This window comes from Paenibacillus sp. 2TAB26 (assembly GCF_052115145.1).
Lineage (GTDB): Bacteria > Bacillota > Bacilli > Paenibacillales > Paenibacillaceae > Pristimantibacillus.
Window position 1 is genome coordinate 78,186 of the sequence record NZ_JBFRGC010000015.1, and the last position, 20,440, is coordinate 98,625.

Annotated in this window: 21 protein-coding genes and 1 other RNA gene; 13 read left to right on the forward strand and 9 right to left on the reverse strand. The window is 44.7% G+C overall.

Annotation, left to right across the window (positions count from 1 at the left end):
* Positions 1 to 121 precede the first annotated feature (121 nt).
* Complete coding sequence (locus tag AB4Z50_RS18315) at positions 122 to 1,309, reverse strand: MFS transporter (RefSeq protein ID WP_083681702.1); 1,188 nt, start codon at positions 1,307 to 1,309, stop codon at positions 122 to 124.
* 134 nt (positions 1,310 to 1,443) lie between these two features.
* Here AB4Z50_RS18315 and AB4Z50_RS18320 point away from each other — a divergent pair, with 134 nt between their 5' ends.
* The 3 genes from AB4Z50_RS18320 to pfkA are packed head-to-tail and all read left to right on the forward strand — an operon-like array spanning position 1,444 to position 3,865.
* Complete coding sequence (locus AB4Z50_RS18320) at positions 1,444 to 1,761, forward strand: hypothetical protein (protein WP_076266822.1); 318 nt, start codon at positions 1,444 to 1,446, stop codon at positions 1,759 to 1,761.
* A 23-nt stretch (positions 1,762 to 1,784) separates the two neighbouring features.
* A complete protein-coding gene (locus tag AB4Z50_RS18325) occupies positions 1,785 to 2,867 on the forward strand; it encodes a tetraprenyl-beta-curcumene synthase family protein (RefSeq protein WP_441881022.1) in 1,083 nt (360 codons plus the stop codon).
* Positions 2,868 to 2,896: 29 nt separating this feature from the next.
* A complete protein-coding gene (gene pfkA / locus AB4Z50_RS18330) occupies positions 2,897 to 3,865 on the forward strand; it encodes a 6-phosphofructokinase (RefSeq protein WP_076266824.1) in 969 nt (322 codons plus the stop codon).
* A gap of 74 nt (positions 3,866 to 3,939) precedes the next feature.
* Here pfkA and AB4Z50_RS18335 read toward each other — a convergent pair whose 3' ends face one another.
* From AB4Z50_RS18335 to AB4Z50_RS18345, 3 genes are all read right to left on the reverse strand, one after another.
* The gene (locus AB4Z50_RS18335) at positions 3,940 to 5,136 is read right to left on the reverse strand and encodes a putative glycoside hydrolase (protein WP_441881023.1); all 1,197 of its coding nucleotides are present in this window, start codon (positions 5,134 to 5,136) and stop codon (positions 3,940 to 3,942) included.
* Between the two features lie 228 nt (positions 5,137 to 5,364).
* The gene (locus AB4Z50_RS18340; protein WP_076267060.1) at positions 5,365 to 5,553 is read right to left on the reverse strand and encodes a hypothetical protein; all 189 of its coding nucleotides are present in this window, start codon (positions 5,551 to 5,553) and stop codon (positions 5,365 to 5,367) included.
* Positions 5,554 to 5,697: 144 nt separating this feature from the next.
* The gene (locus AB4Z50_RS18345; protein ID WP_441881083.1) at positions 5,698 to 6,498 is read right to left on the reverse strand and encodes a YitT family protein; all 801 of its coding nucleotides are present in this window, start codon (positions 6,496 to 6,498) and stop codon (positions 5,698 to 5,700) included.
* Between the two features lie 194 nt (positions 6,499 to 6,692).
* Between AB4Z50_RS18345 and AB4Z50_RS18350 the strand changes: the two genes are divergently transcribed.
* The 4 genes from AB4Z50_RS18350 to AB4Z50_RS18365 all read left to right on the forward strand — a co-directional run bounded on the left by AB4Z50_RS18350 (position 6,693) and on the right by AB4Z50_RS18365 (position 10,001).
* Positions 6,693 to 8,309: a DEAD/DEAH box helicase gene (locus AB4Z50_RS18350; RefSeq protein WP_441881024.1), complete on the forward strand. Its 1,617-nt coding sequence runs from the start codon at positions 6,693 to 6,695 to the stop codon at positions 8,307 to 8,309.
* 181 nt (positions 8,310 to 8,490) lie between these two features.
* Positions 8,491 to 9,267, forward strand: a complete 777-nt coding sequence (locus AB4Z50_RS18355; RefSeq protein ID WP_441881025.1) for a YesL family protein — start codon at positions 8,491 to 8,493, stop codon at positions 9,265 to 9,267.
* A gap of 48 nt (positions 9,268 to 9,315) precedes the next feature.
* Positions 9,316 to 9,498: non-coding RNA, 6S RNA (gene ssrS, locus AB4Z50_RS18360), on the forward strand.
* Positions 9,499 to 9,611: 113 nt separating this feature from the next.
* Complete coding sequence (locus AB4Z50_RS18365) at positions 9,612 to 10,001, forward strand: DUF1499 domain-containing protein (RefSeq protein WP_083681704.1); 390 nt, start codon at positions 9,612 to 9,614, stop codon at positions 9,999 to 10,001.
* Between the two features lie 77 nt (positions 10,002 to 10,078).
* On the opposite strand, the gene tpx is transcribed toward AB4Z50_RS18365, so the two are convergent.
* Positions 10,079 to 10,597, reverse strand: coding sequence for a thiol peroxidase (tpx, locus tag AB4Z50_RS18370; protein WP_441881026.1), 519 nt, complete (start codon positions 10,595 to 10,597; stop codon positions 10,079 to 10,081).
* Between the two features lie 175 nt (positions 10,598 to 10,772).
* Between tpx and AB4Z50_RS18375 the strand changes: the two genes are divergently transcribed.
* Both AB4Z50_RS18375 and AB4Z50_RS18380 read left to right on the forward strand, forming a co-directional pair.
* Positions 10,773 to 11,348, forward strand: coding sequence for a rhomboid family intramembrane serine protease (locus tag AB4Z50_RS18375; RefSeq protein ID WP_441881027.1), 576 nt, complete (start codon positions 10,773 to 10,775; stop codon positions 11,346 to 11,348).
* A 34-nt stretch (positions 11,349 to 11,382) separates the two neighbouring features.
* A complete protein-coding gene (locus AB4Z50_RS18380; protein ID WP_076266831.1) occupies positions 11,383 to 12,279 on the forward strand; it encodes a LysR family transcriptional regulator in 897 nt (298 codons plus the stop codon).
* Positions 12,280 to 12,373: 94 nt separating this feature from the next.
* Here the strand turns inward: AB4Z50_RS18380 and AB4Z50_RS18385 are convergent, their stop codons facing one another.
* The gene (locus AB4Z50_RS18385) at positions 12,374 to 13,054 is read right to left on the reverse strand and encodes a zinc metallopeptidase (protein ID WP_076266832.1); all 681 of its coding nucleotides are present in this window, start codon (positions 13,052 to 13,054) and stop codon (positions 12,374 to 12,376) included.
* 35 nt (positions 13,055 to 13,089) lie between these two features.
* On the reverse strand, positions 13,090 to 13,515 hold the full coding sequence (locus AB4Z50_RS18390; protein WP_372238962.1) for a MerR family transcriptional regulator: 426 nt from the start codon (positions 13,513 to 13,515) through the stop codon (positions 13,090 to 13,092).
* Between the two features lie 607 nt (positions 13,516 to 14,122).
* Here AB4Z50_RS18390 and AB4Z50_RS18395 point away from each other — a divergent pair.
* From AB4Z50_RS18395 to AB4Z50_RS18405, 3 genes are read left to right on the forward strand one after another with little or no spacing between them, the layout of a single operon-like run.
* Positions 14,123 to 15,487 (forward strand): ammonium transporter, encoded by a 1,365-nt coding sequence (locus AB4Z50_RS18395; RefSeq protein ID WP_441881028.1) that lies wholly within the window; start codon positions 14,123 to 14,125, stop codon positions 15,485 to 15,487.
* Positions 15,488 to 15,529: 42 nt separating this feature from the next.
* Positions 15,530 to 16,597, forward strand: a complete 1,068-nt coding sequence (locus tag AB4Z50_RS18400) for a DUF294 nucleotidyltransferase-like domain-containing protein (RefSeq protein ID WP_441881029.1) — start codon at positions 15,530 to 15,532, stop codon at positions 16,595 to 16,597.
* A gap of 12 nt (positions 16,598 to 16,609) precedes the next feature.
* Positions 16,610 to 17,344 (forward strand): 3'-5' exonuclease, encoded by a 735-nt coding sequence (locus AB4Z50_RS18405; protein WP_076266836.1) that lies wholly within the window; start codon positions 16,610 to 16,612, stop codon positions 17,342 to 17,344.
* Here AB4Z50_RS18405 and AB4Z50_RS18410 read toward each other — a convergent pair.
* On the reverse strand, positions 17,330 to 17,785 hold the full coding sequence (locus tag AB4Z50_RS18410; protein WP_441881030.1) for a M67 family metallopeptidase: 456 nt from the start codon (positions 17,783 to 17,785) through the stop codon (positions 17,330 to 17,332). The two genes, AB4Z50_RS18405 and AB4Z50_RS18410, sit on opposite strands and share 15 nt — an antisense overlap.
* 253 nt (positions 17,786 to 18,038) lie before the next feature.
* Between AB4Z50_RS18410 and AB4Z50_RS18415 the strand changes: the two genes are divergently transcribed.
* The gene (locus tag AB4Z50_RS18415; protein WP_441881031.1) at positions 18,039 to 18,578 is read left to right on the forward strand and encodes a TlpA family protein disulfide reductase; all 540 of its coding nucleotides are present in this window, start codon (positions 18,039 to 18,041) and stop codon (positions 18,576 to 18,578) included.
* Positions 18,579 to 18,642: 64 nt separating this feature from the next.
* On the opposite strand, the gene cimA is transcribed toward AB4Z50_RS18415, so the two are convergent.
* Entirely contained in the window at positions 18,643 to 20,259 is a 1,617-nt protein-coding gene (gene cimA, locus AB4Z50_RS18420) for a citramalate synthase (RefSeq protein WP_076266839.1), read from the reverse strand.
* Positions 20,260 to 20,440 lie beyond the last annotated feature (181 nt).

Below are 20,440 nucleotides of genomic sequence, written 5' to 3' on the forward strand. Positions count from 1 at the left end.
CAATAAAAAAGGGCTGCTCCAAGCGTAGGTGATACGCCTTCTGGAGCAGCCTTTGTTTAACTATAAGAAATGATTTCATTTGTGACGCGGAAGTCATATTGCTTGGTAGAAATAGAGATCGTTATCGGTTCGTACGACTGAAAAAATATCTTGTTAGGAAGGCAGCCGCTGCAACCAGTGCTAAGGCAGCTCCCATACGGAAGAAGGTCTCGCGTCCGAAATGCTCATAAATATAACCGCCAAACATACCGCTGATCACACCGGCAAGTCCAGTCCAGACAACGGCATAAACGGCTTGGCCGGATGCGCGGAACTCGTCGGGAATCAGGTGGGACAAATAACGCAGCGCAGTTGAAAAATAAATGCCGAACGAAACGCTGTGCATGGCTTGGGTAGCAATTACCCAGCGTGGATCTTGAATATCGCTAAGCAGCCATAGTCTGACAGCATACATGATGGATGCGATCATAAGCAGCGGCAGCTCCTTAAATTTATGGCCGTATTTGCCGAGTAGAAACAAGATCGGAATCTCGCTCATCGCGGACACGAGCCATGCAAGTCCAACCAAAGAATCGCTTGCTCCCATTTGGCGCATGGTGACGGCAAGAAATCCTTCGTACATACGGTGCGGGATCGAAATGGTCAAAATAATTAAAAAGAACAATAGGACATCGCGCTGGCGAATAAGCTTAAAGAATCCAGAAAAATCGATTTTCCGAGCGCTTCCTTGATAGTCTCTAATTCTCGTCGTTAAGGCGAGGGTGATGGCTATGGTACAAAGTGCTAGCGGAAGCGTCCACTGTGAGCCAATTTCTTTTAGAATAAGTCCGAACGTATAAGCCGTTACTGCAAAGCCAAGCGAGCCGAATATGCGTATTAAAGCGTATGGCGTTCCGGTGTATTGACTTGATAATAAAAGCAGACTGTCACTTAATGGATTAATAGGTGTCTGAAAAAAATAAAAGCCCATCATAACTAGGCAAACAAGAGCAAAGTTTTCAATAGGGAAAAGCAATGAAATCATGACAAGCTGTCCAAATAACAGAATCATAAGCAGTTTTTTTATCGTTCTGAATTTGTCGCTGGCTATCCCAAGAAGGATATTCGCAAAGATTGATATGAACGGTCCTGTTGAGTAAATAATTCCAATTTGCTGCTCAGAGAAACCTCTATCCAAAAAGTATAACGGGATAAAGGAAACAACCATCGCAGCGGTAGAATAAGAAGAGAAGCTGTAAATTCGTAGTGAAAGTGTTTCCTTGCGTGCAGTCGAAGAGCGCTCTGCTGGCGCAATCTCAGATGTGTCCATCTTTTAAAGCTCACTCCATCTCTTTACAAAAACAATATGGTTCTCAGTATAACATGGATTAGTTATCGAACCAATGAGATTTGAAGCTGGATTATTATGAGCTGAGATGATACATTTAGAGGCGGAGGTTTACAATGGGTGCTTATCGTTTTGACTGGAATGAACGGCTTCGGATCCGTATTCCCGTGCTGGAAATGGAATGGGAGCAGTATGCAGCAGCTGTGCAGCTTGCGATCGTAGAGCAGTGGGAACTCATTCGTGGGACGATCCCCGATCGCGTGAAAGAGTTTGAAGCGTTCATCAATGAAAAGCAGGCAAAGCTGTTTGAAGAAGATAGCTTTGAGCAATCCTGTATACTAAACTATGAAATTGCCGATTATGCAAGTAGGATAAACGACCTTCATATTTGGTATCGCCTAGAGCAGCAATTAGAGCCGCGCTGGCATTCATGAACGATTTTGAGGAGAGGTGCATCATGAGATTGACGACTTTGACAGGCCATCGAGTGCCCCAGAGCCCACTAAAGCTCATGCATCGCGTATATAAATATGTACTTCCCGAAGTGGCGCGAGAGCTCAAGCAACATCGCGTATTTGCACTGCGAATACCAGATGCTGAGCTGCGAACACAAGCTCTTAGCAGTATGGATAGCAAGAAGTTTCATTGCCAAGGCGGCGGAGTATATGCAGCGGCGAACTTAGAGCACAGACATGTGCTCATACCGTTAATTGTTGCGCTGCAGACCATTAGCGACTATTTGGATAATCTATGTGATCGCAGCACTTCTCTTGATCCGAATGATTTTCGATTATTGCATCAATCGATGCTCGATGCCGTCAATCCCGAAGCTCAGCTTCAGGATTATTATGCATTTCGCGATGAAAAAGATGATGGGGGTTATTTGCATCACCTGGTACGAACTTGTCAGATCCATGTCGCGCAATTGCCTTCCTATGGAAGTGTTCAGCAGCATGTGATCGAGCTAGTCACTTTATATGGCGATTTGCAGGTGTACAAGCATATACGCAAGGAATTGCGTGAGGAGCATTTGTTTGCATGGTGGGAGCAGCATCGAGGGAACTATCCAAACCTGAAATGGAATGAATTTGCTGCGGCATCAGGTTCGACGCTGGGCATGTTTATGTTGTTTCTAGCCGCAAGCGAGCCATGCTTATCCACGCAGGACGCTGCAGCGATCAAAAATATTTATTTTCCGCATGTTTGCGGACTTCATATCCTGCTCGATTATTTAATCGATCAAGAAGAGGATCAAGTAGGCGGAGACCTTAATTTTTGCAATTATTATGATAATGACAGTCTGCTTGTTGAGCGTCTCGGTACGATTGTGAACCGAGCGCGTGAGGATGTGAAGCAGCTTCCTGCTTCTCGTTTTCATCGTTTGATTATTGAAGGGCTCTTAGCCTTATATTTGTCAGACCCGAAGGTTCGCCACCAGGCGGATGTCAGAAATGTTTCTAGGAGGCTAATGAAGAACAGCCCGCTTACGCGTCTGTTTTTCCTTATTAACAGCATCTGGATTCGGAAACAACAGGCTTAACTATAAATAAAAAATGTGGAGGAATGACCATGTCTGCAGTCAAATCAATCGCAGTATTGACAAGCGGAGGAGATTCGCAAGGAATGAACGCAGCCGTTCGTGCTGTTGTAAGGAGTGCACTATATCACGGTTTAGATGTATATGGTGTTCAAAGGGGTTACCAAGGGCTTATCAATGACGACCTTAGACAAATGGATTTGAGAAGCGTTGGCGATATTATTCAACGCGGCGGTACAATTTTGCAAACAGCTAGATGCAAGGAGTTTATGACACCTGAAGGCCAACAGCGCGGTGCCGAAGTGCTTCGTGCTAGAGGTATCGACGGTTTGGTCGTTATTGGCGGCGACGGCTCGTATCATGGCGCTAATAAGCTAAGCAAGCTGGGCATTAAAACGATGGGACTTCCAGGAACGATTGATAACGATATTCCGTTTACGGATATTACAATCGGCTTTGATACCGCGGTTAGCATCGTAGTAGATGCGATTAACAAAATTCGCGACACGATGTCATCGCATGAGCGTTCATCCGTCGTTGAAGTTATGGGACGTCATTGCGGCGATATCGCTTTGCATGCTGGTCTAGCAAGCGGTGCGGAGACGATTCTTGTACCAGAGGTTCCTTTTGAACTGACTGAGGTTGCAGAGCGTATGAAGACGAATTTTGCCAAAGGCAAGCGTCATTCAATTATTGTTGTAGCAGAAGGTGCGGGCAAAGGTGAAGAGGTAGCAAGACAGATTACAGCTAATAGCGGAATTGAGCCGCGTGTAACTGTACTTGGACATATTCAACGCGGCGGTACGCCGACGGCAATCGATCGTATTCTAGCAAGCCGTCTTGGTGACTTTGCCGTTAGACAGCTAATGGCTGGCGATTCAGGCAAAGGCTGCGGCGTTGTTAAAGGCGAGCTCGTAACGACTGATATTGATCTTGTTGTCAATACGAAGAAACCATTTGACACTGATATGTACGAGCTGGCACTTCGTTTATCCCAATAAAAATAAATATAAAAAAAGTCCACCGCCGCTTTGTTAGCGAAGGTGGACTTTTTTGTGTCTAAATAGGATTTAAGCTAATCATATTCCACGTTAGGAGTGTATTTATTTCCGGCATTCCATAGGAGAAACTCCTTGATTCCTGTTTCTTTCAAAGCTCTAATCTGAGCTTCGACTTCCGTTTTGCCATACTTCACAAAATGACCAGCGCCTAACCAGCTTGCAGTGAAATCTTGAATCCACGGCCGAATAATCGGTTTAACCTCCGTACCCGGATCAAGCTTCTTATGCGTATCAAGCATGGCGCCTTTTATAGTCTCATATGGGCTTTTGTCAGGATCCTTTTGTTTAAACCATCCCGTACTATAGTGACTAGGATAAACCATAGGCGAAATGACATGCACATCATTTGAAATTTTCACAAAATCTTGGCCAATGCCTTCGGCTGTCGGTACGGATGCCGCATAACCAAATATATCTACCGAAACCCTAACACCGAGCGGCTGAAGCTGTTCTCTAGCATATTTGACAAATCCAGCGACTGTGTCCACGCGGCTCTGATCAGCCTTGCTGAAGGTCAGTGTATCTGATTTGTTATCAAAGCCCTCTGGGAACCGAACATAGTCGAATTGGATTTCCTTAAAGCCAAGCTTTGCTGCTTCCTTGGCGACAGCAATATTATAATCCCATACTTCTTTGCGATAAGGATTTACGAAGCTCTCACCGCGATTATTTTTCCATATCGTTCCGTCTTGCTGGAGGAAAGACAGCTCAGGCTGCTTTCGGGCAAGTACCGTATCCTTAAAAACTACAATTCTGGCTATCGGATAAATATTATGTTTTTTTAAAGTAAGCATAAGTTCATTAATATCTCGGATATATTTCTTCGAAGCGCCAACCTCTAGCAGTTCGGGTGTTGTAGTAGGATATGTAATGTAGCCGTTGTCATCTTTAATGTCGATCACCATACTATTGAGGTCCGTGTCGTCAAGCAGCTTTAAAAGCGATTCCATGCGCGCACCGCCTGCGCTGTGAGCAGTTACATAGATTCCTTTGATCGGCGGTGTTTCAGGCTGCGGGTCTTTTATGATGAGTCCAGCGTGATTTTTTCCTGAGATTTCGCCTCCATTTGCAGCTGCATCCGGATCAATGATGGTTTGGCCAGCTGCGGAATTTAAGTATGCAATTGCTAGCTGCTTCACTGCGGTGTTATGCTCTCCGCTTCCAGTGAGCAAGCTGTACAGCAGCAGCAATGTTGAAATGATGTTGTCCATTTTGCTCTCTCCCCGTTAGCTATTCTGTTCAAATTATAAAGCAGATGGCATGTCTGGGTCATTAACTTTTTTACAATTGTCATAAAACTCATATTGAAAATTTGCTAAAAAGCTGAAATAAAGACTTGCGAATAGGTGATTATCGCCGCCGTTTTCCTGCAAAACAAACAAAAGCCAGCCGAGTGTGACTCGACTGGCGCATAAATAATCCGTGTGTGTCCCGCATTGTCATTGTAACAAAGCTTCTCTCTGCTGATTGCAAATACTGTGCTGCACAATTTCCATTGCGTCAGCAGGCTCTAATACTGCAAGACCGTCACGCAGCACAATGCTGATGTCCAATTCGCGTTTCGTAAGAAAAGGACTGAGCTCTGGGGCTAGCTTCTCTACAATTTGAGACAATTTGACCGTTTCCATATCCACCTGAGCCTCACCCTTTCATATCTAATGTTTAGGGGAAATCATATGGCAAGAAACCAAACTACGGGATACAAACATTATATCAGGATCATTTTCAAAAACATAGGGATACGGTGTAAAATCCATACCTGCGTATATGATTTAGTCTTTTGGCTTGTAAAAATCGCCGATGACACCAACCGTTTCTACGATGTTAATGAATGCACGCGGGTCGATGGTGGTAATCGTTTTGCAAAGCTCTGCTATTTCATATTTCGTTCTTACAGTCATCAGCATATCGCGATCACCCGAAGAATATGCACCGCGTGTTTTTATTATTGTAATTCCGCGCGGGTGCAAGAGCAGCTTTGCGAGCAGCTCTTCGGTTTTGGTCGTGATGATGAAGGCCGTAAGTTTAATATGCCTCACGTGGATGAGATCTACTACTTTTCCAGCGGAAAAAATAGCGACGAGCGAGTATAAGGCTAAATTCCAGTCCTTCGTAAACAAAATCAACACTGCAATGACTACGCCATTCAATAAAAATATAATCATGCCTATTGGCCAATCGTGTTTTCGCGTTGCAATTGAGGCAATAATATCGAAACCGCCTGATGAGCCGCCGTACCGAAGGGTTAAGCCGCTGCCAAACCCGACTATAATCCCGCCGAATACAGCGCCAAGCATAAGGTCATCCGCAATTTTCATGACGGGTATAACCTGTAGGAATACCGTAGAGGCGACAACGGTGTAGACGCTCCATATAATAAAGCGATGACCTACGATAAACCATCCCCATAATAGCACCGGCACATTGAGGATAAAATAAAGCAAGGCGATGTTTCCGCCCGTAATATAGCCGACCATCATGGAAATACCAGATATTCCACCGCTAAGCAGCTGGTGCGGAATTAGAAAAAAATTGAAGCCCAGTGCGATAAGGAAGGCGCCTACCGTCATCATTGGGATTGTAAAAAGGTAACGCAGGGAATGCGGATTCAATAAAATCGCTCCAATGCAACCGACTTGTTTAATTCCTTTATTTTGGCATGCTTAGTATGTCTTAAATTGGTTTGCTGGTATTCACGATTGATTGTGTGCTATAATGATTTGGATATTCTTAAGTAGGCTGCAGATAAAAGGAGTTTGAGAAAAGTTTGAAAACATTTGCTGAATTTGGCTTGGAACCAAAAGTGTTACAAGCAATTACCGAACTTGGATYCGAGGAATCTACCCCGATTCAAGACAAAGCTATCCCTATTGCTATGGCGGGACAAGATTTAATTGGCCAAGCACAAACGGGTACAGGAAAGACAGCGGCATTCGGAATTCCGCTCATTAACAAAATTCCGACAAGCGAGGAACGCATTGTCGCATTAATAATGACGCCAACCCGTGAACTCGCTATTCAAGTGGCTGACGAGATCGGGAAGCTAACAAGGTACAAAGGTCTTCGCTCGTTGCCGATTTATGGCGGACAGGAAATTGGTCGTCAAATCCGTGCATTGAAGAAGAAGCCTCAAATTATTATTGGTACACCAGGACGTTTGCTTGATCACATCAACCGCAAAACAATCCGTCTTGAAGATGTACAAACCGTTATTTTGGATGAAGCAGATGAAATGCTTGATATGGGCTTCATGGAGGATATTCAATCTATCCTTAAGCAAGTGCCAGACGAGCGTCACACCATGCTGTTCTCTGCAACAATGCCAGCAAACATTCAGAAGCTTGCACAGCAATTTCTGAAAAACCCTGAGCATGTTTCAGTTATTCCAAAACAAATCACAGCTCCACTTATTGAGCAATCTTATATTGAAGTGCATGAGCGCCAGAAGTTCGAAGCGCTTAGCCGCTTGCTTGATATGGAATCCCCTGAGCTAGCTATCATTTTCGGTCGTACAAAACGTCGGGTTGATGAGCTTAGCGAAGCGCTTCAAAAACGTGGATATACTGCAGACGGTTTGCACGGCGACTTGTCGCAGAACCAACGCGACAGCGTAATGCGTAAATTCCGTGATGGCAGCATCGATGTATTGGTAGCGACTGACGTTGCTGCTCGTGGACTTGATGTATCCGGCGTAACGCATGTTATCAACTTTGACCTTCCGCAAGATCCTGAGAGCTATGTTCACCGTATCGGTCGTACAGGCCGCGCAGGTAAAGAAGGTACAGCTTGGTCATTCGTTACACCTCGTGAAACGGACCACTTGCATTTCATCGAGAAAGTCACGCGTCAGAAGATGAACCGCAAGCCGCTTCCAAGCATCGCAGAAGCTATTGAAGGCAAACAACGCGTAACAGCTGAACGTCTTCTTGAAGTCGTTCAAAACGAAGAGTTCTCTGAGTACAAAGCGATTTCGATTCAATTGCTTGAGCAATATGATTCCGTTCACTTGCTCTCAGCAGCAATTAAATTGCTGACTGGCGAGAAGAAAAACGTAGAAATCGAATTGACACCGGAAGATCCGCTTCGCGCGAAAAAACGCAAGCCGGACATTCGTTCAAACGGTCGTCCATTCAACCGCAGCGGTTCGTCCTCTTCATACGGCGGCAATCGCAGCAGCAGCACTGGCGGCAGCGGTGGCGGCGGATATCGCGGTCGCGATGACAGACGCAGCAGCGGCAGCAGTACTGGCGGCAGCTCACGCGGTGGCTATGAGTCCCGTGGCGGCAGCAGCAGTGGCGGCGGCTACGCTGGTAAAAGAAGCAGCGAAGGACGTCCAGAAAACCGTCGTCCAAAAAGCTCTTCCGACGGTTATGTAAATAACTAATAATCGTTTCCCTTGTGTAACCAAAAAAATCGAGGAAGTCCGTGATCCCTAACGGGCATCTGGACGACCTCGATTTTTTTATTATTATTCTATTGGTTGTCTTATTACAAAACAGATATACGAATTCCGCTACACTTTGTAGTCTAGTGGGAGTAATCTTACTTTTCTGGAGGCAGATCCGATGGAACCAAAGGGGCTAATGGGTGGGTTTTACCGAATTTCGGAATGGATCATGAGATTGGCAGTTATTAATGTTTTGTGGTTGATCTGTTYGATTCCATTCGCTTTTTTTGCATGGGGATTGGTTTTGTCACAGGATGTCAATCAAATCTATTCCGCTCTTATTGCGATGGCAGTCGTCGCGCCGTTCTCCTTATTTCCAGCAACAGCAGCTATGTTTGCGGTTGCGCGCAAATGGGTAATGGGAGAGAGTGACGTTGCGCTGTTCAAAACGTTCTTCCGCGGCTACAAGGAAAATTATAAGCAAAGTATGCTAGGCGGTATTATTTATACAATACTGCTTGCGATTATGGTTGTTGACTTTATCGTATATCGTGAACAATTGAATTTGCTTTCATACATTTTCATTGCATTTTTGCTGCTGTTAATCGTATCGCTATTTAATTTTTTCTCTATGCTTGTCCACTATCATATGAAAACGTTTCAATTACTGAAAAACGCTGTTCTCATTACGATCGGCAAACCTTTCCGTTCGCTTTCTACAGCGATTATGAGCGGCGCGGTTATGTATTTCAGTACTAGATTCACTTTTCTTATTCCTTTCTTTATGGGCAGCATCATCGCTTACCTGGCGTTCTGGAACTTCAACTTGATTTACCAGAAGCTTCAAGACCAAGCGGAGAAAGCGCGTTTGGCAGAGGAAGAAGAAGCAGAGAAGGCAGCTGAGCTAGACCGTATCGATTTAGTTAAGGAAGATTCGAGCGGCTCCAGTAAATAACAGCCCATCAAAGTTTACTTTTTCTTTTGTTCAGTCTATAATAAGCAATACCTCCTGCGATGCTCGTTACGGCTTTACGCTGTTTTGAACCAATGGCTGTTTCACGGGAGACCAACATCGAGACGCAGCTGACATGCCCCCGAAAGGGGATCTCAAAAGCGGTTCTGCGGTCACCCACCTGCGTAAGCGGGTTCAGAAACATGTGAGTCGGACGGCATAGGCGGGTTCTCATTTTCAAATAAAGAGCATTTGCTGGTTAAATCCAGTGATAGCTCTTTTTTCATGGGACAAATCATGGTATCATATAGAGTAATGTACATAGATGCCGGAGGGGGAGATCGTTGTTGTTGAAGCGGACCTTGATCGGGCTGCTGCGCAGTCATGAACAGACGGGCGACAGGGCTAAGGATCCAATGCTCAAATCTCATTTCTACAAGCTGTCGAAAGATAAGGCTTGGGAAGAAGTGATATCGACTCTTAAGAAAATGCAAGGATATAAGGTGCTTCATGAGGTGCAATCCGTAGGGGAGATTGTGCTGGAGAAGCGCACAGCATTTGGAAGAACGATGGACATTACCGTTTCCGTTATTAGCGTAAATCCGCTCCAATCAGCTGTCGATATTTATTCAGCATCCCGCGGCTCATTAGGGGATCTTGGTTCTAATTACAGAGTCATTATGGATTTATATCGTACGCTTGATAAGAAGCTAGCTGCATTTAAAGTAAATAATTAATTCATAAACAAAGCGAGGAAGGGTAGCCTTCACTCGCTTTGTTTGCAATAGTGCTGAAAAACTTCTTTGTTTTGAATTTACACGAGTGCTTTTACAGCGTTGATTGCTTGCTCGTAATTCGGGTGCTCTGTCATTTCAGGCAAATATTCAACATATTGGATCGTATCATTAGCATCGATAACGAAGATCGAACGTTGATCCAAACCAAGTTCTTTAATATATACGCCATATGATTCACCAAAGCTATGCGCTTTGTAGTCAGACAGCAGCACAACTTTGTCGATACCTGCAGCACCGCACCAGCGTGCTTGTGCGAACGGTAGGTCAACGCTGACCGTTAGGACAACAACATTGTCGCCTAGTTCGCCAGCAGCTTCGTTAAAGCGACGAGTTTGTGCATCGCAAACGCCAGTGTCGATTGAAGGCACAACGCTGATTAGTTTGATCTTACCGGAGTAGTCCTTGAGGGTAACATTTTCAACAAGTGATTTGTTAAGATTGAAATCTGGGGCTTTGTCCCCTGCTTTAAGTTCTGGTCCTACTAATGTGATCGGGTTGCCTTTGAATGTGGCAGCTCCATTACGTTCTTGTGTCATTTGTAAATTTCCTCCTCTAATAAGATATGGTCAATACCAGATTTATTATAATCGTTATGAAACAACCTTGTCCAATTGTTGGATTGAGAAAGGGGATGTACTCGTGATCTTCTTGCGATATGAGAGCTTTCGCTCTTACTTAAAGATGTATCCCGTAACATCAATATTAATTTTATTGAATATTATTTATTTTATTGTCGTATTATGGAATGGCGATCCTAATGATCAATTGCATGCATACAATTATGGTGCGTTTTATACTGACCCTGTGAATGATCCATTTGGATTAGAACAGCCATGGCGTTATATAACAAGCATGTTCATGCATGCGGGATTTGAGCATTTGCTCTACAATATGTTTGCTTTGCTCGTGTTTGCACCGCCGCTAGAGTATCTGCTTAAACAAACGAGATATATTATATTTTATTTGCTTTGTGGGTTTGCGGGAAATGCGATGAGCGCTTTCGTAAATGTGCTGCAAGACGATCTTTATGGTCATGTGGGTGTAGGAGCCTCTGGGGCTATTTACGGCGTGTATGGCGCCTTTCTGTTCATATCGTTGTTCCGCAAGGCTCAGCTTGACGAGAGCTCTCGTAAAACGGTGTACACGATATTAATATTTGGGGTTATTTATTCGATTGTAGTTGCCAAAGTGGATTTATGGGCACATGTTGGCGGCGCTCTTGCAGGCTTCTTGCTCTACCATTTCTTTGACCGAATAAAGACTCAAAAGAAACAGCGATACTCATAAAAACTATGTAAGTACGGGAGAGAATTGAACCGGTATGGAACTTCGTCAGCTTCATTATTTTGTAAAAGTAGCGAAAAAAGAGCATGTAACGCAAGCGGCGGAAGAGCTGCATGTGGCGCAATCTGCAGTAAGCCGGCAGATTCATCAGCTTGAAGAAGAGCTTGGCGTAAAACTGTTCGTTCAAAAAGGTAGAAATTTGCAGCTCACACCAGTCGGTCAGCTTTTTCTAAAGCGGGCTGAAGTGATATTGGCTGATCTGGAACGTGCTGTCATTGAAATACATGAATTTCTTGACCCCGAGAAGGGTGAAATTAGACTGGGCTTCCCGCATAGCCTTGGGATCTCATTAATTCCACAGGTTGTGGCAGCTTTCCGCAAGCTCCATCCGAATGTGAAATTTAAATTTAAGCAGGGGATGTATCCATCGCTTATTCGTGACATGGTGAAAGGCGAGATTGACTTGGCGTTTATATCTCCTTTCCCTGATGAACATGAATTCGTTTGCGGCGAAGTATTGCTGACAGAGGAGCTATATGCGATATTGCCGCCGGGGCATCGTTTATCAGACAAAGCATCGATTGAACTGAAAGAGCTGGAGCATGAGACGTTCGTATTGTTCAGCGAAGGGTATTCGCTTAGGCCGATCGTTTGGGGAGCTTGCCAAGAGGCAGGTTTTACGCCGAAAATCGGTTTTGAAGGGGAAGAGACGGATACGATTCGTGGTTTGGTAGCCGCTGGGATGGGCGTAAGCCTTCTTCCAGAGATGGCGCTTCACTATACAGGGCCATTGCAGCCGACTAAAGTAAGGGTGATCGAACCTCAGGTGACTCGTACGATCGGACTTATTCAGCGTTCAAATGAGAAATTGCCTTTAGTTGCGAAAGTGTTTCACGGTTTTCTGCTTCGTTATTTCCAGAACACGATAAAATAGATAAAAGAACAAACAAAAGAGGAGCAGTTCCTGTCGGTCGATGAAGACCGAAGGGGAACTGCTCCTCTTTTGTTTAGCTATAAGGCACGGAAGCTTATTCCTGACGGCTGCCGCCTACGAAGATTAAGATATATCTGACAAGCTCCAGCAAGGACAAGAGAGCCGCTGCTACATACGTTAAAGCCGCTGCGTTAAGCACCTTTGCGACCCCGCGTTCCTCATCATTCGTTATGAACCCTTCAGCAACCATAATGTCTCTTGCTCGGTTGCTCGCATTAAATTCAACCGGAAGTGTAATGACCTGAAAGGCAACTGCTACTGAGAAAAATATGATGCCAAGCCCAATTAGGTTAAGTGCTGAGAATAGAATACCGGCAATAAATAAAAATGGTGCTACGCCGGATGCAAAATTCACGACTGGGAATATACGATGTCTGAGCACGAGCATTGGGTAATGCTCCGCATGCTGTATGGCATGGCCGACTTCGTGACAAGCGACTGAAATCGCTGAAATTGAATTTTCATAATACACAGGCTCCGACAAACGTACAACTCGGTGAATCGGATCATAATGATCGGTTAGTGTACCGCGTACTGGCTCGATCGGAACATCATGAAGTCCGTTAGAATCAAGCATTCTTCGTGCTGCCTGGTAACCGGTCAAACCACTGTTGGCTTGAACTTGCGTCCATTTTTTAAACGTTCCTTTGACTCGGAATTGAGCCCAAATTGTTAGTATAAATGCAAGTACGATTAAAACATAGATAAACGCCATTGAGTCATTCCTCCAATTTTTGATGAAATGTATAGCTACATGAGGGAGCTTTTGTTAATGAGAAGCATAAGTGCCTCTATGCAAGCTGCGGTTTGCGGCATAAGACGCGTGTAGAGGTGATTGGCTTGACGAGGCTTGAGCTTCTTAATAACAGGCTCTAACTCCTTCACTTCACGCTCGAGCTGGCTTAGATGGTACTGCAAGTCCGTAAGCTTACGTGAGACCTGCTCCTCAGGTGTAATCTTGCTCCAGCTTTCAATTGTGGCCTTAATCTCATCTAATGTATATTTATCTTTTTTCATCTGTTCAATACGTTCCAGACGCTGCAAAGTTTCATCAGAATAGAGGCGATAGTTTTTGGCGGAACGCTCTGCAGGCTCTATTAGACCGATTGAAGTGTAATAATCAATGGTTCGTGCACTGATTTGCGCAAGCTTGGATAGTTCTCCGATACGATACATTTTCAAATCCTCCATTCGTTCAAAATATAAGTAAACTAGATTCCGCTTGCGTACTAAGCTTATGTTTCATCTCATTCTGAGATGATGTGTCGACAAAGAACAGGTTTGTTGTTTTAGCTCGTCATGTCTAAAAGAACATCATTACCTATTGAGGTGAATTTCACAATCACCATCTTATGGGAAAACGTATAACTATTGTTCCTCTAATGATAATAGGAAAGTAACCATACAGTCAAACGTGTTACATGACTATACAATTTTAGTGTCAATTTTCAATTTCGACAGGGCGTTTTCATGTGTTTCTTCTATATAACGTAATTTAGGTGACATGAAACGGGTGTGAGTCATAGTGATTTGCGTTTTTAACTAGAAAAAGTAGGAACCAATACCTATATAGAGTGAAAATGCGAAGAATAAGGAGTTTCAGCTGACGATTTTGGCGTTGATTTGCCTCATTTCTTAACGTTCGTGTTAGATTATATGCCGAACGTTTGATTTTTTTTATAAAAATAGTTAAAACGTATTGTCAAATTGAGCACTACTGACTATAATGACATTAAGTCTTTCTTAACGTGTAAGGAAATATAACATTTAGGGAGTGGTCGTAATGATTAAGAAAACGATGTTAGCTTTAGGAATCTTCACCTTATTGTTCCCGGTAATGGCGTTTGCAGAGGATCCTTCCGCAGCAACGTTGAACATGGGTCTCAACTCTCTATGGGTTATGCTCTCATTCATTCTTGTTCTTCTCATGCAAGGCGGTTTTATTCTTCTTGAAACAGGCTCAACACGGATGAAAAATGCTGGTCACGTTGCTGGCAAAACGATTTTCACAACGGGTTTGGCAGCACTTATTTATTGGGCTTTCGGCTACGGCATCGCATTTGGCGGCGATAGCGGAATTAACGCATTGATCGGCTGGGGCAATTTCTTCTTCGATCCATCCCTAGCAGCTGGTGAAGGCGAGAGCTATCCAAGTACTGTATTCTTCTTGTTCCAATTAGCATTTGCAGCGGTTTCGCTTTCCATAGCATGGGGCGGTTTTGCAGAAAGAGCTAAACTTTCAGCTTATATCGTATTTACTGTATTCTTCATTGCCATAATCTACCCTGTAGTAGCTCACTGGATCTGGGGCGGCGGTTGGCTCGCTGAAGATGGAGCACAAGATTTTGCGGGCTCCACAGTTGTTCACTTAACGGGTGCGCTTGCAGCATTTGCAGCGACTGTACTACTTAAACCTCGTATTGGTAAATTTAACAAAGACGGCTCTGCGAATGAGATTTTGGGACATAACCAAGTATTCACAGCACTTTCTGTATTGCTTCTATGGGTGGGCTGGTTTGGGTTCAACGCAGGCAGCACGGTAGCGATTGGCGATGGATTTTTTGGATATGTAGCATTCAACACGATGCTTGGAGCAGGCGCAGGCGGCGTTGCAGCACTTCTTATTTCTTGGGCAGTAACAGGCAAAGCTGACATTACGGCTATGCTGAATGGTACGCTAGCAGGTCTAGTTGCAATTACAGCTTCTTGTGCTTACGTCGCTCCTTGGGCGGCAGTTGTAATCGGTTTAGTGGCTGGCGTGCTCGTGTTCTACAGTGTGAAATTTTTCGAGAAAGTTAAAGTTGATGATCCTATCTATGCTCTATCTGTACACGGCGCGGCTGGTGTGTGGGGTACGCTTGCCAACGGGATCTTTGCAACACAAGAACTCGCTGATAAAGTGGGCGTAGGCACAGGCGGCTTGGTCGACACAGGCAGCTGGAAGCAACTTTGGGTTCAATTCGAATCGGTAGTAGTCGTTGGCGCATTCGTACTCGCTGCATCATTCCTTATTCTAGGTATTATGAAGCTTGTGATGGGCTTCCGCGTAACAGAGGAGCAAGAAATTATCGGTCTTGACCTGAGTGAGCATGGAGCTTATGGTTATCCCGAGCAAATGAAAAAAGCTGGTCAAAACATTCAAGGCTAATAGAAGATACGCGATGGACTGACCGAAAGGAGAGAGCGTCGCATGAGTGATCCGGTGCGATTGCAGCTGCTTAAGCAGATTGGTTCAGCTGATCATGTGGATAGGCTGCGAAACTTGCGGGATCAGGTTCACGAGCATATGGAGGCTCTTCTCCCAACGCGTCCAGTCGAACAATTTAATGAACAATTAAATGAGGTGCACGATGCGGTGATTCAGCGCTCGATTATCCTCGCAGAAGCGGAAATGGCACGGAGGGGGAATGGTTCTCCCCCCGTGCCTTACGCATATGTATTGTTCGGCAGCGGCGGTCGGCAAGAGCAAACTTTGTCAAGCGATCAAGACAGYGGAGTTGTCTATCAGGATCCAGTGGCTGATTCAACAGAAGTTAAGAACTATTTTTTGAATTTAAGTGCGCTCATTGTAAAAAATCTCCAAAATGTAGGTTACCCGCCTTGTGAGGGCAATGTGCTTAGCAGCAACTCCGACTGGTGTTTGTCCATTTCGGAGTGGGGCGTTAAACTGGGTGCTTGGTTTGAAGAGCCTGCTTGGGAGGCAGTGCGCTATTTGCTTATTATTGCTGATGGCCGCTGTATTTACGGTGATTATAAGCTCGTTGAACAGCTTAAAGAATTGTTTTTTATTGATATGCTTAACCACCAGATCATCCTGCAGCGGATGCTGGATAATACGCTTCGGCATAAGGTGCTGTTAGGCTTTTTTGGCCAATTGCTAAAGGAGCAGTATGGCGAGGAAGCGGGAAGCTTGGATATTAAATATGGCGCCTATATTCCTATGGTTAATTCGATTCGGCTATTATCCATACAAGAAGGCATCCGTGAAACCTCTACGCTTGAAAGAATTAGAATGCTTGTAAAGGCAGGGAAGATGTCATCAGCTGACGGGGCTATTTATGATCAAGCTTTTCGGATTTTTCTCCGGCTCCGTCTAATGACGACTGAGAAAAACGCAGATGGCTTATATGCCAACAATGGAAAGCTGTCGAGCCATAAGCTTACGAAGGAAATGACGGATGAGCTTAAGAGCGGACTGCGTCTTGGCAAGAGGCTGCAACGAACGGTTTTTAAGCAAACAATGGGCAGGTTTACGTAAGGCGGTGGAGAAATGAAGGAACAAAAAGGCGTCGGTCGCATGTGGAACCTATACAAAATGGGAGGATTTACGCCTGCCATCGCTTCTATGCTAGGCTCGCAAAATGCGCAGCAAATGGCGTTTATTCGGAATGTCAACAAAGAGCAGCGCAAGCAGTCAATGTTCGATATGCCTCTTCGAGAGCTGGAGGTCATTGTTTTTGATCTAGAGACAACGGGCTTTTATCCGAATAACGGAGATGAAATTATTTCATTTGGCGCTGTATTGTTTCGAGATGGCGAACTTGTTGAAAGTGAAACCTTCTATAGTCTCGTGAATCCTAAACGAAGAATTCCGAAAGCGATAGTCGAACTAACCGGCATTACGAATGAAATGGTACAGGATGCTCCTGATTTGATGCAGGTGCTTCATGATTTTATGGAGTTTGTCGGCAGAAGGCTGCTTATCGCTCATGCTTCCGGCCACGATAAGCAATTTCTGAACGCGGCATTGTGGAGGACGTCAAAGATTAATTTGAACCACAGAGTGCTGGACATGATGATGGTGGCCAAATGGCTCGAGCCCAATCTGGAAGGATACAGTCTCGATGATTTGCTTGAGAGCTGCTGTATTCCAATTACAGAGCGGCATCATGCTTTGCAGGATTCAATCATGACAGCAAAGCTGTGGCGGAACTATTTGACGCGTATTTTGGAACGAAATATTACGACACTCGGCGATCTGTATGCCTACTTAAGCAAGCACTAGCTGCAGTGGAATAAATGAACCTTCCGAGCGGCGATAGGGCTTAACGTCAGGCGATTTCATGTTCTCCAGTGAAACAATCCAATAGGAAAGCTCCGAAGCGGGCAGGAAACCGTCAGTATCGCTAGAAGACGGAATAGCCTTAGTACGCGGATGCGAATGAAATAAGCCGACAAGCGTTTGTCGGTTTTTTTGCATGTCATAATAAGCAGCGGTCCACTCGGTCGGGTCAAACGAGAACGAATGCATGGGATCGTTATGATTATTAGTTATGGGGATAACGATATCTATAATGGCTTCATTTTGATCAGTGGCAATGGAATGTAAGGATTGGCTGCTTGCCATAATGCCGCATGCCTCTAAAGGTTGAGCATCCGCACATATTTGAATAAGCCGCTCGTATGCCGATTTGGTTATGCATCCACGCGTTTGCTGTGATTCCAACACAATGCCTCCTTTTTTATAATGCGAATGAATTAAGTATAACGAAATAGGCTTAAGTCCGCTAACTTCAATAAGGCTGGGTATGAATAATACTTAACTTACCCATAATAGTCGTCAGAGAATAGATAAGAACCATTTCTTTAAAAATGACGTTTTGATGGCTAATTTGTCCTGTGTATTGAGCTTCTATACGGTGCATGATACCATGAAGCGATATAGGCATTTGAAAATGTGAAAAAAAGGATGGAACCTCATGAAGCGTGTCGCAGCACTATTTACGATTGCGTTGCTGTTTGCAGGATTAGCTGTATTTCAATATAAAAATGATGACTCGGATTCAGCAGCGCTAGCAGCCACTTCAGTCGATTTTAAGCCGAAAGCAGGATTTCAAGCGACAACCTTTAAACTCCCTGATCTTGATGAGAAGTCCTATGAAATAGGGGGCAAACAGGATAAACTGACCTTCGTTAATTTCTGGGCATCTTGGTGTGGCCCTTGTGAGCTGGAAGCGCCGGATCTGCAGCGGCTGCATGAGCAATACGGGGAAAAAATTTCACTCGTTGGCGTTAATGCTACGAAATTTGATAAAGAACGGGCAGCTAGAGACTTTGTCAAAGAATACGAGTTCACGTTTCCAATCTTAATGGATCGGGTGGGCGATGTGACGAAGCAGTATAAGGTAGATACGTTTCCAACAACGTTCCTTATTGACAGTGAGGGTGTCATTAGAGAGCGGATCAATGGCGTCATTCCTTATGCGGAGTGGGAACGCATGATTGAGAAATGGATGTAGTCGGCAGCAACAACAAAAAAGAGTCGAGCAGGCGTGAACAGCCTGTTCGACTCTTTTTGTTGTTTTAATGATTGACGAGGCCCATGCGATCGTGAGGATCAACGAGCGTGCTGTCAACCTTTACCATGTTAAGCAGGGCATAACGAATGCTGTCTACGAGAGCTTCCCAGCTTGCTTCGATGACGTTGTTTGATACGCCAACTGTGCTCCACGTATTGTTTAGTCCTGTCGACTCGATAAGAACACGCACCTTAGCTGCTGTAGCGTCCTTCTCGTCGATTACACGGACTTTATAATCGGATAGATGGATATCAACGATTTCCGGATAAAACTGCACCAGCGCCTTGCGCAGGGCGTTATCGAGGGCGTTGACAGGTCCGTTGCCTTCAGCAGCCATATAAACTTGTTGGCCGCCAACGTTGATTTTTACAATCGCTTCTGAAATCATTTGGCCGTTTGTTTTTTCTACGAGCATTTTGAAGGATTCAACCTTGAACAATTCTTTTACTTCGCTGCCGAATGCTTCACGAAGCAGCAGCTCCATAGAAGCGTCGGCGCCTTCAAATTGATAGCCTTGATGCTCGAGCTCTTTAATTTGATCCATAATGAGCTTTGTTTTCTCATTATTTGCGTTGACATCAAGTCCAAGCTCTTTCGCCTTGGATATGATATTGCTTTGTCCTGCGAGCTCAGAGACTAGAATACGCTGCTTGTTGCCAACAAGCTCTGGTTGAATATGCTCATAGGTTTTGGAATCCTTCATAATGGCGGAGACATGAATGCCGCCTTTGTGAGCAAATGCGGCATTGCCGACATAAGCTTGACCAACAGGCATGTGGACATTCGCAATTTCACTGATATATCGAGCAGTACTCGTCAATGTGCGAAGCTTATCCTCTGGCAAAACGTCATAATTCATTTTGATTTGTAAGTTAGGGATGATGGAGCATAGGTTCGCGTTCCCGCAGCGCTCGCCGTAGCCGTTAATCGTGCCTTGTACTTGACGTGCTCCGGCTTCGATTGCTGCTAAAGAGTTTGCGACAGCCAGCTCACAGTCATTATGTGTATGAATGCCGATAGGAGCCGTTAGCTCCTGCTTCACGCGTGAAACGATTTCATGGATTTCACTAGGCAATGTGCCGCCGTTCGTATCGCATAGGACGAGCCAGTTGGCGCCAGCCTCCTGTGCTTTCTTCAAAACAGCAATGGCATACTCCGGATTGTTCTTGTAGCCATCGAAAAAATGCTCGGCATCGAACAAGGCTTCCATTTGATTCTGCTTTAGAAAAGCAATGGAATCAAAAATCATCGACATGTTTTCTTCTAAAGTCGTTTGCAGGGCGGTATGTACATGGAAATCCCATGACTTGCCTACAAGCGTAGCGGCCGGAACACCGGACTCCACGATGCGAACAAGGCTGGCATCCTGCTCTGCCAAACTGTTTTTGCGACGAGTGCTGCCGAAGGCAGTAATTTTGGCGCTTAAATTGAAAGCTTTGATCCGCTGAAAAAACTCAATATCCTTACTGTTGCTTCCAGGATTTCCGCCTTCAATATAATGAACGCCCAACGTGTCGAGCTTCTGGGCAATTTTTAATTTGTCATCTGCCGACAGGCTGATCCCTTCACCTTGAGTACCGTCACGCAGCGTCGTATCGAATATAGATATGTTTTTTGTCATTAACGGGACGCCTCCTTCACTGAATGCCTTTTCAAATCATAATTTAGTATTATAACACTTGTCGCCTTGAAAGTAGAGGGGGCAAAAGGAATTTTTGTCAGCTCACGCGTGCTTCGTTGACTTGACCCTATTGGAATTGTATGCTTGGGTGGATAAGCTTATGTAGGCTTATGGCTTAGGT

Excerpts from the sequence above, each read along its gene's own strand:
- AB4Z50_RS18315 (WP_083681702.1), bottom strand. The coding sequence starts at position 1,309 with ATGGACACATCTGAGATTGCGCCAGCAGAGCGCTCTTCGACTGCACGC.
- AB4Z50_RS18320 (WP_076266822.1), top strand. The coding sequence starts at position 1,444 with ATGGGTGCTTATCGTTTTGACTGGAATGAACGGCTTCGGATCCGTATT.
- AB4Z50_RS18325 (WP_441881022.1), top strand. The coding sequence starts at position 1,785 with ATGAGATTGACGACTTTGACAGGCCATCGAGTGCCCCAGAGCCCACTA.
- pfkA (WP_076266824.1), top strand. The coding sequence starts at position 2,897 with ATGTCTGCAGTCAAATCAATCGCAGTATTGACAAGCGGAGGAGATTCG.
- AB4Z50_RS18335 (WP_441881023.1), bottom strand. The coding sequence starts at position 5,136 with ATGGACAACATCATTTCAACATTGCTGCTGCTGTACAGCTTGCTCACT.
- AB4Z50_RS18340 (WP_076267060.1), bottom strand. The coding sequence starts at position 5,553 with ATGGAAACGGTCAAATTGTCTCAAATTGTAGAGAAGCTAGCCCCAGAG.
- AB4Z50_RS18345 (WP_441881083.1), bottom strand. The coding sequence starts at position 6,498 with ATGATGACGGTAGGCGCCTTCCTTATCGCACTGGGCTTCAATTTTTTT.
- tpx (WP_441881026.1), bottom strand. The coding sequence starts at position 10,597 with ATGACACAAGAACGTAATGGAGCTGCCACATTCAAAGGCAACCCGATC.
- AB4Z50_RS18380 (WP_076266831.1), top strand. The coding sequence starts at position 11,383 with ATGGAACTTCGTCAGCTTCATTATTTTGTAAAAGTAGCGAAAAAAGAG.
- AB4Z50_RS18385 (WP_076266832.1), bottom strand. The coding sequence starts at position 13,054 with ATGGCGTTTATCTATGTTTTAATCGTACTTGCATTTATACTAACAATT.
- AB4Z50_RS18390 (WP_372238962.1), bottom strand. The coding sequence starts at position 13,515 with ATGTATCGTATCGGAGAACTATCCAAGCTTGCGCAAATCAGTGCACGA.
- AB4Z50_RS18395 (WP_441881028.1), top strand. The coding sequence starts at position 14,123 with ATGATTAAGAAAACGATGTTAGCTTTAGGAATCTTCACCTTATTGTTC.
- AB4Z50_RS18405 (WP_076266836.1), top strand. The coding sequence starts at position 16,610 with ATGAAGGAACAAAAAGGCGTCGGTCGCATGTGGAACCTATACAAAATG.
- AB4Z50_RS18415 (WP_441881031.1), top strand. The coding sequence starts at position 18,039 with ATGAAGCGTGTCGCAGCACTATTTACGATTGCGTTGCTGTTTGCAGGA.
- cimA (WP_076266839.1), bottom strand. The coding sequence starts at position 20,259 with ATGACAAAAAACATATCTATATTCGATACGACGCTGCGTGACGGTACT.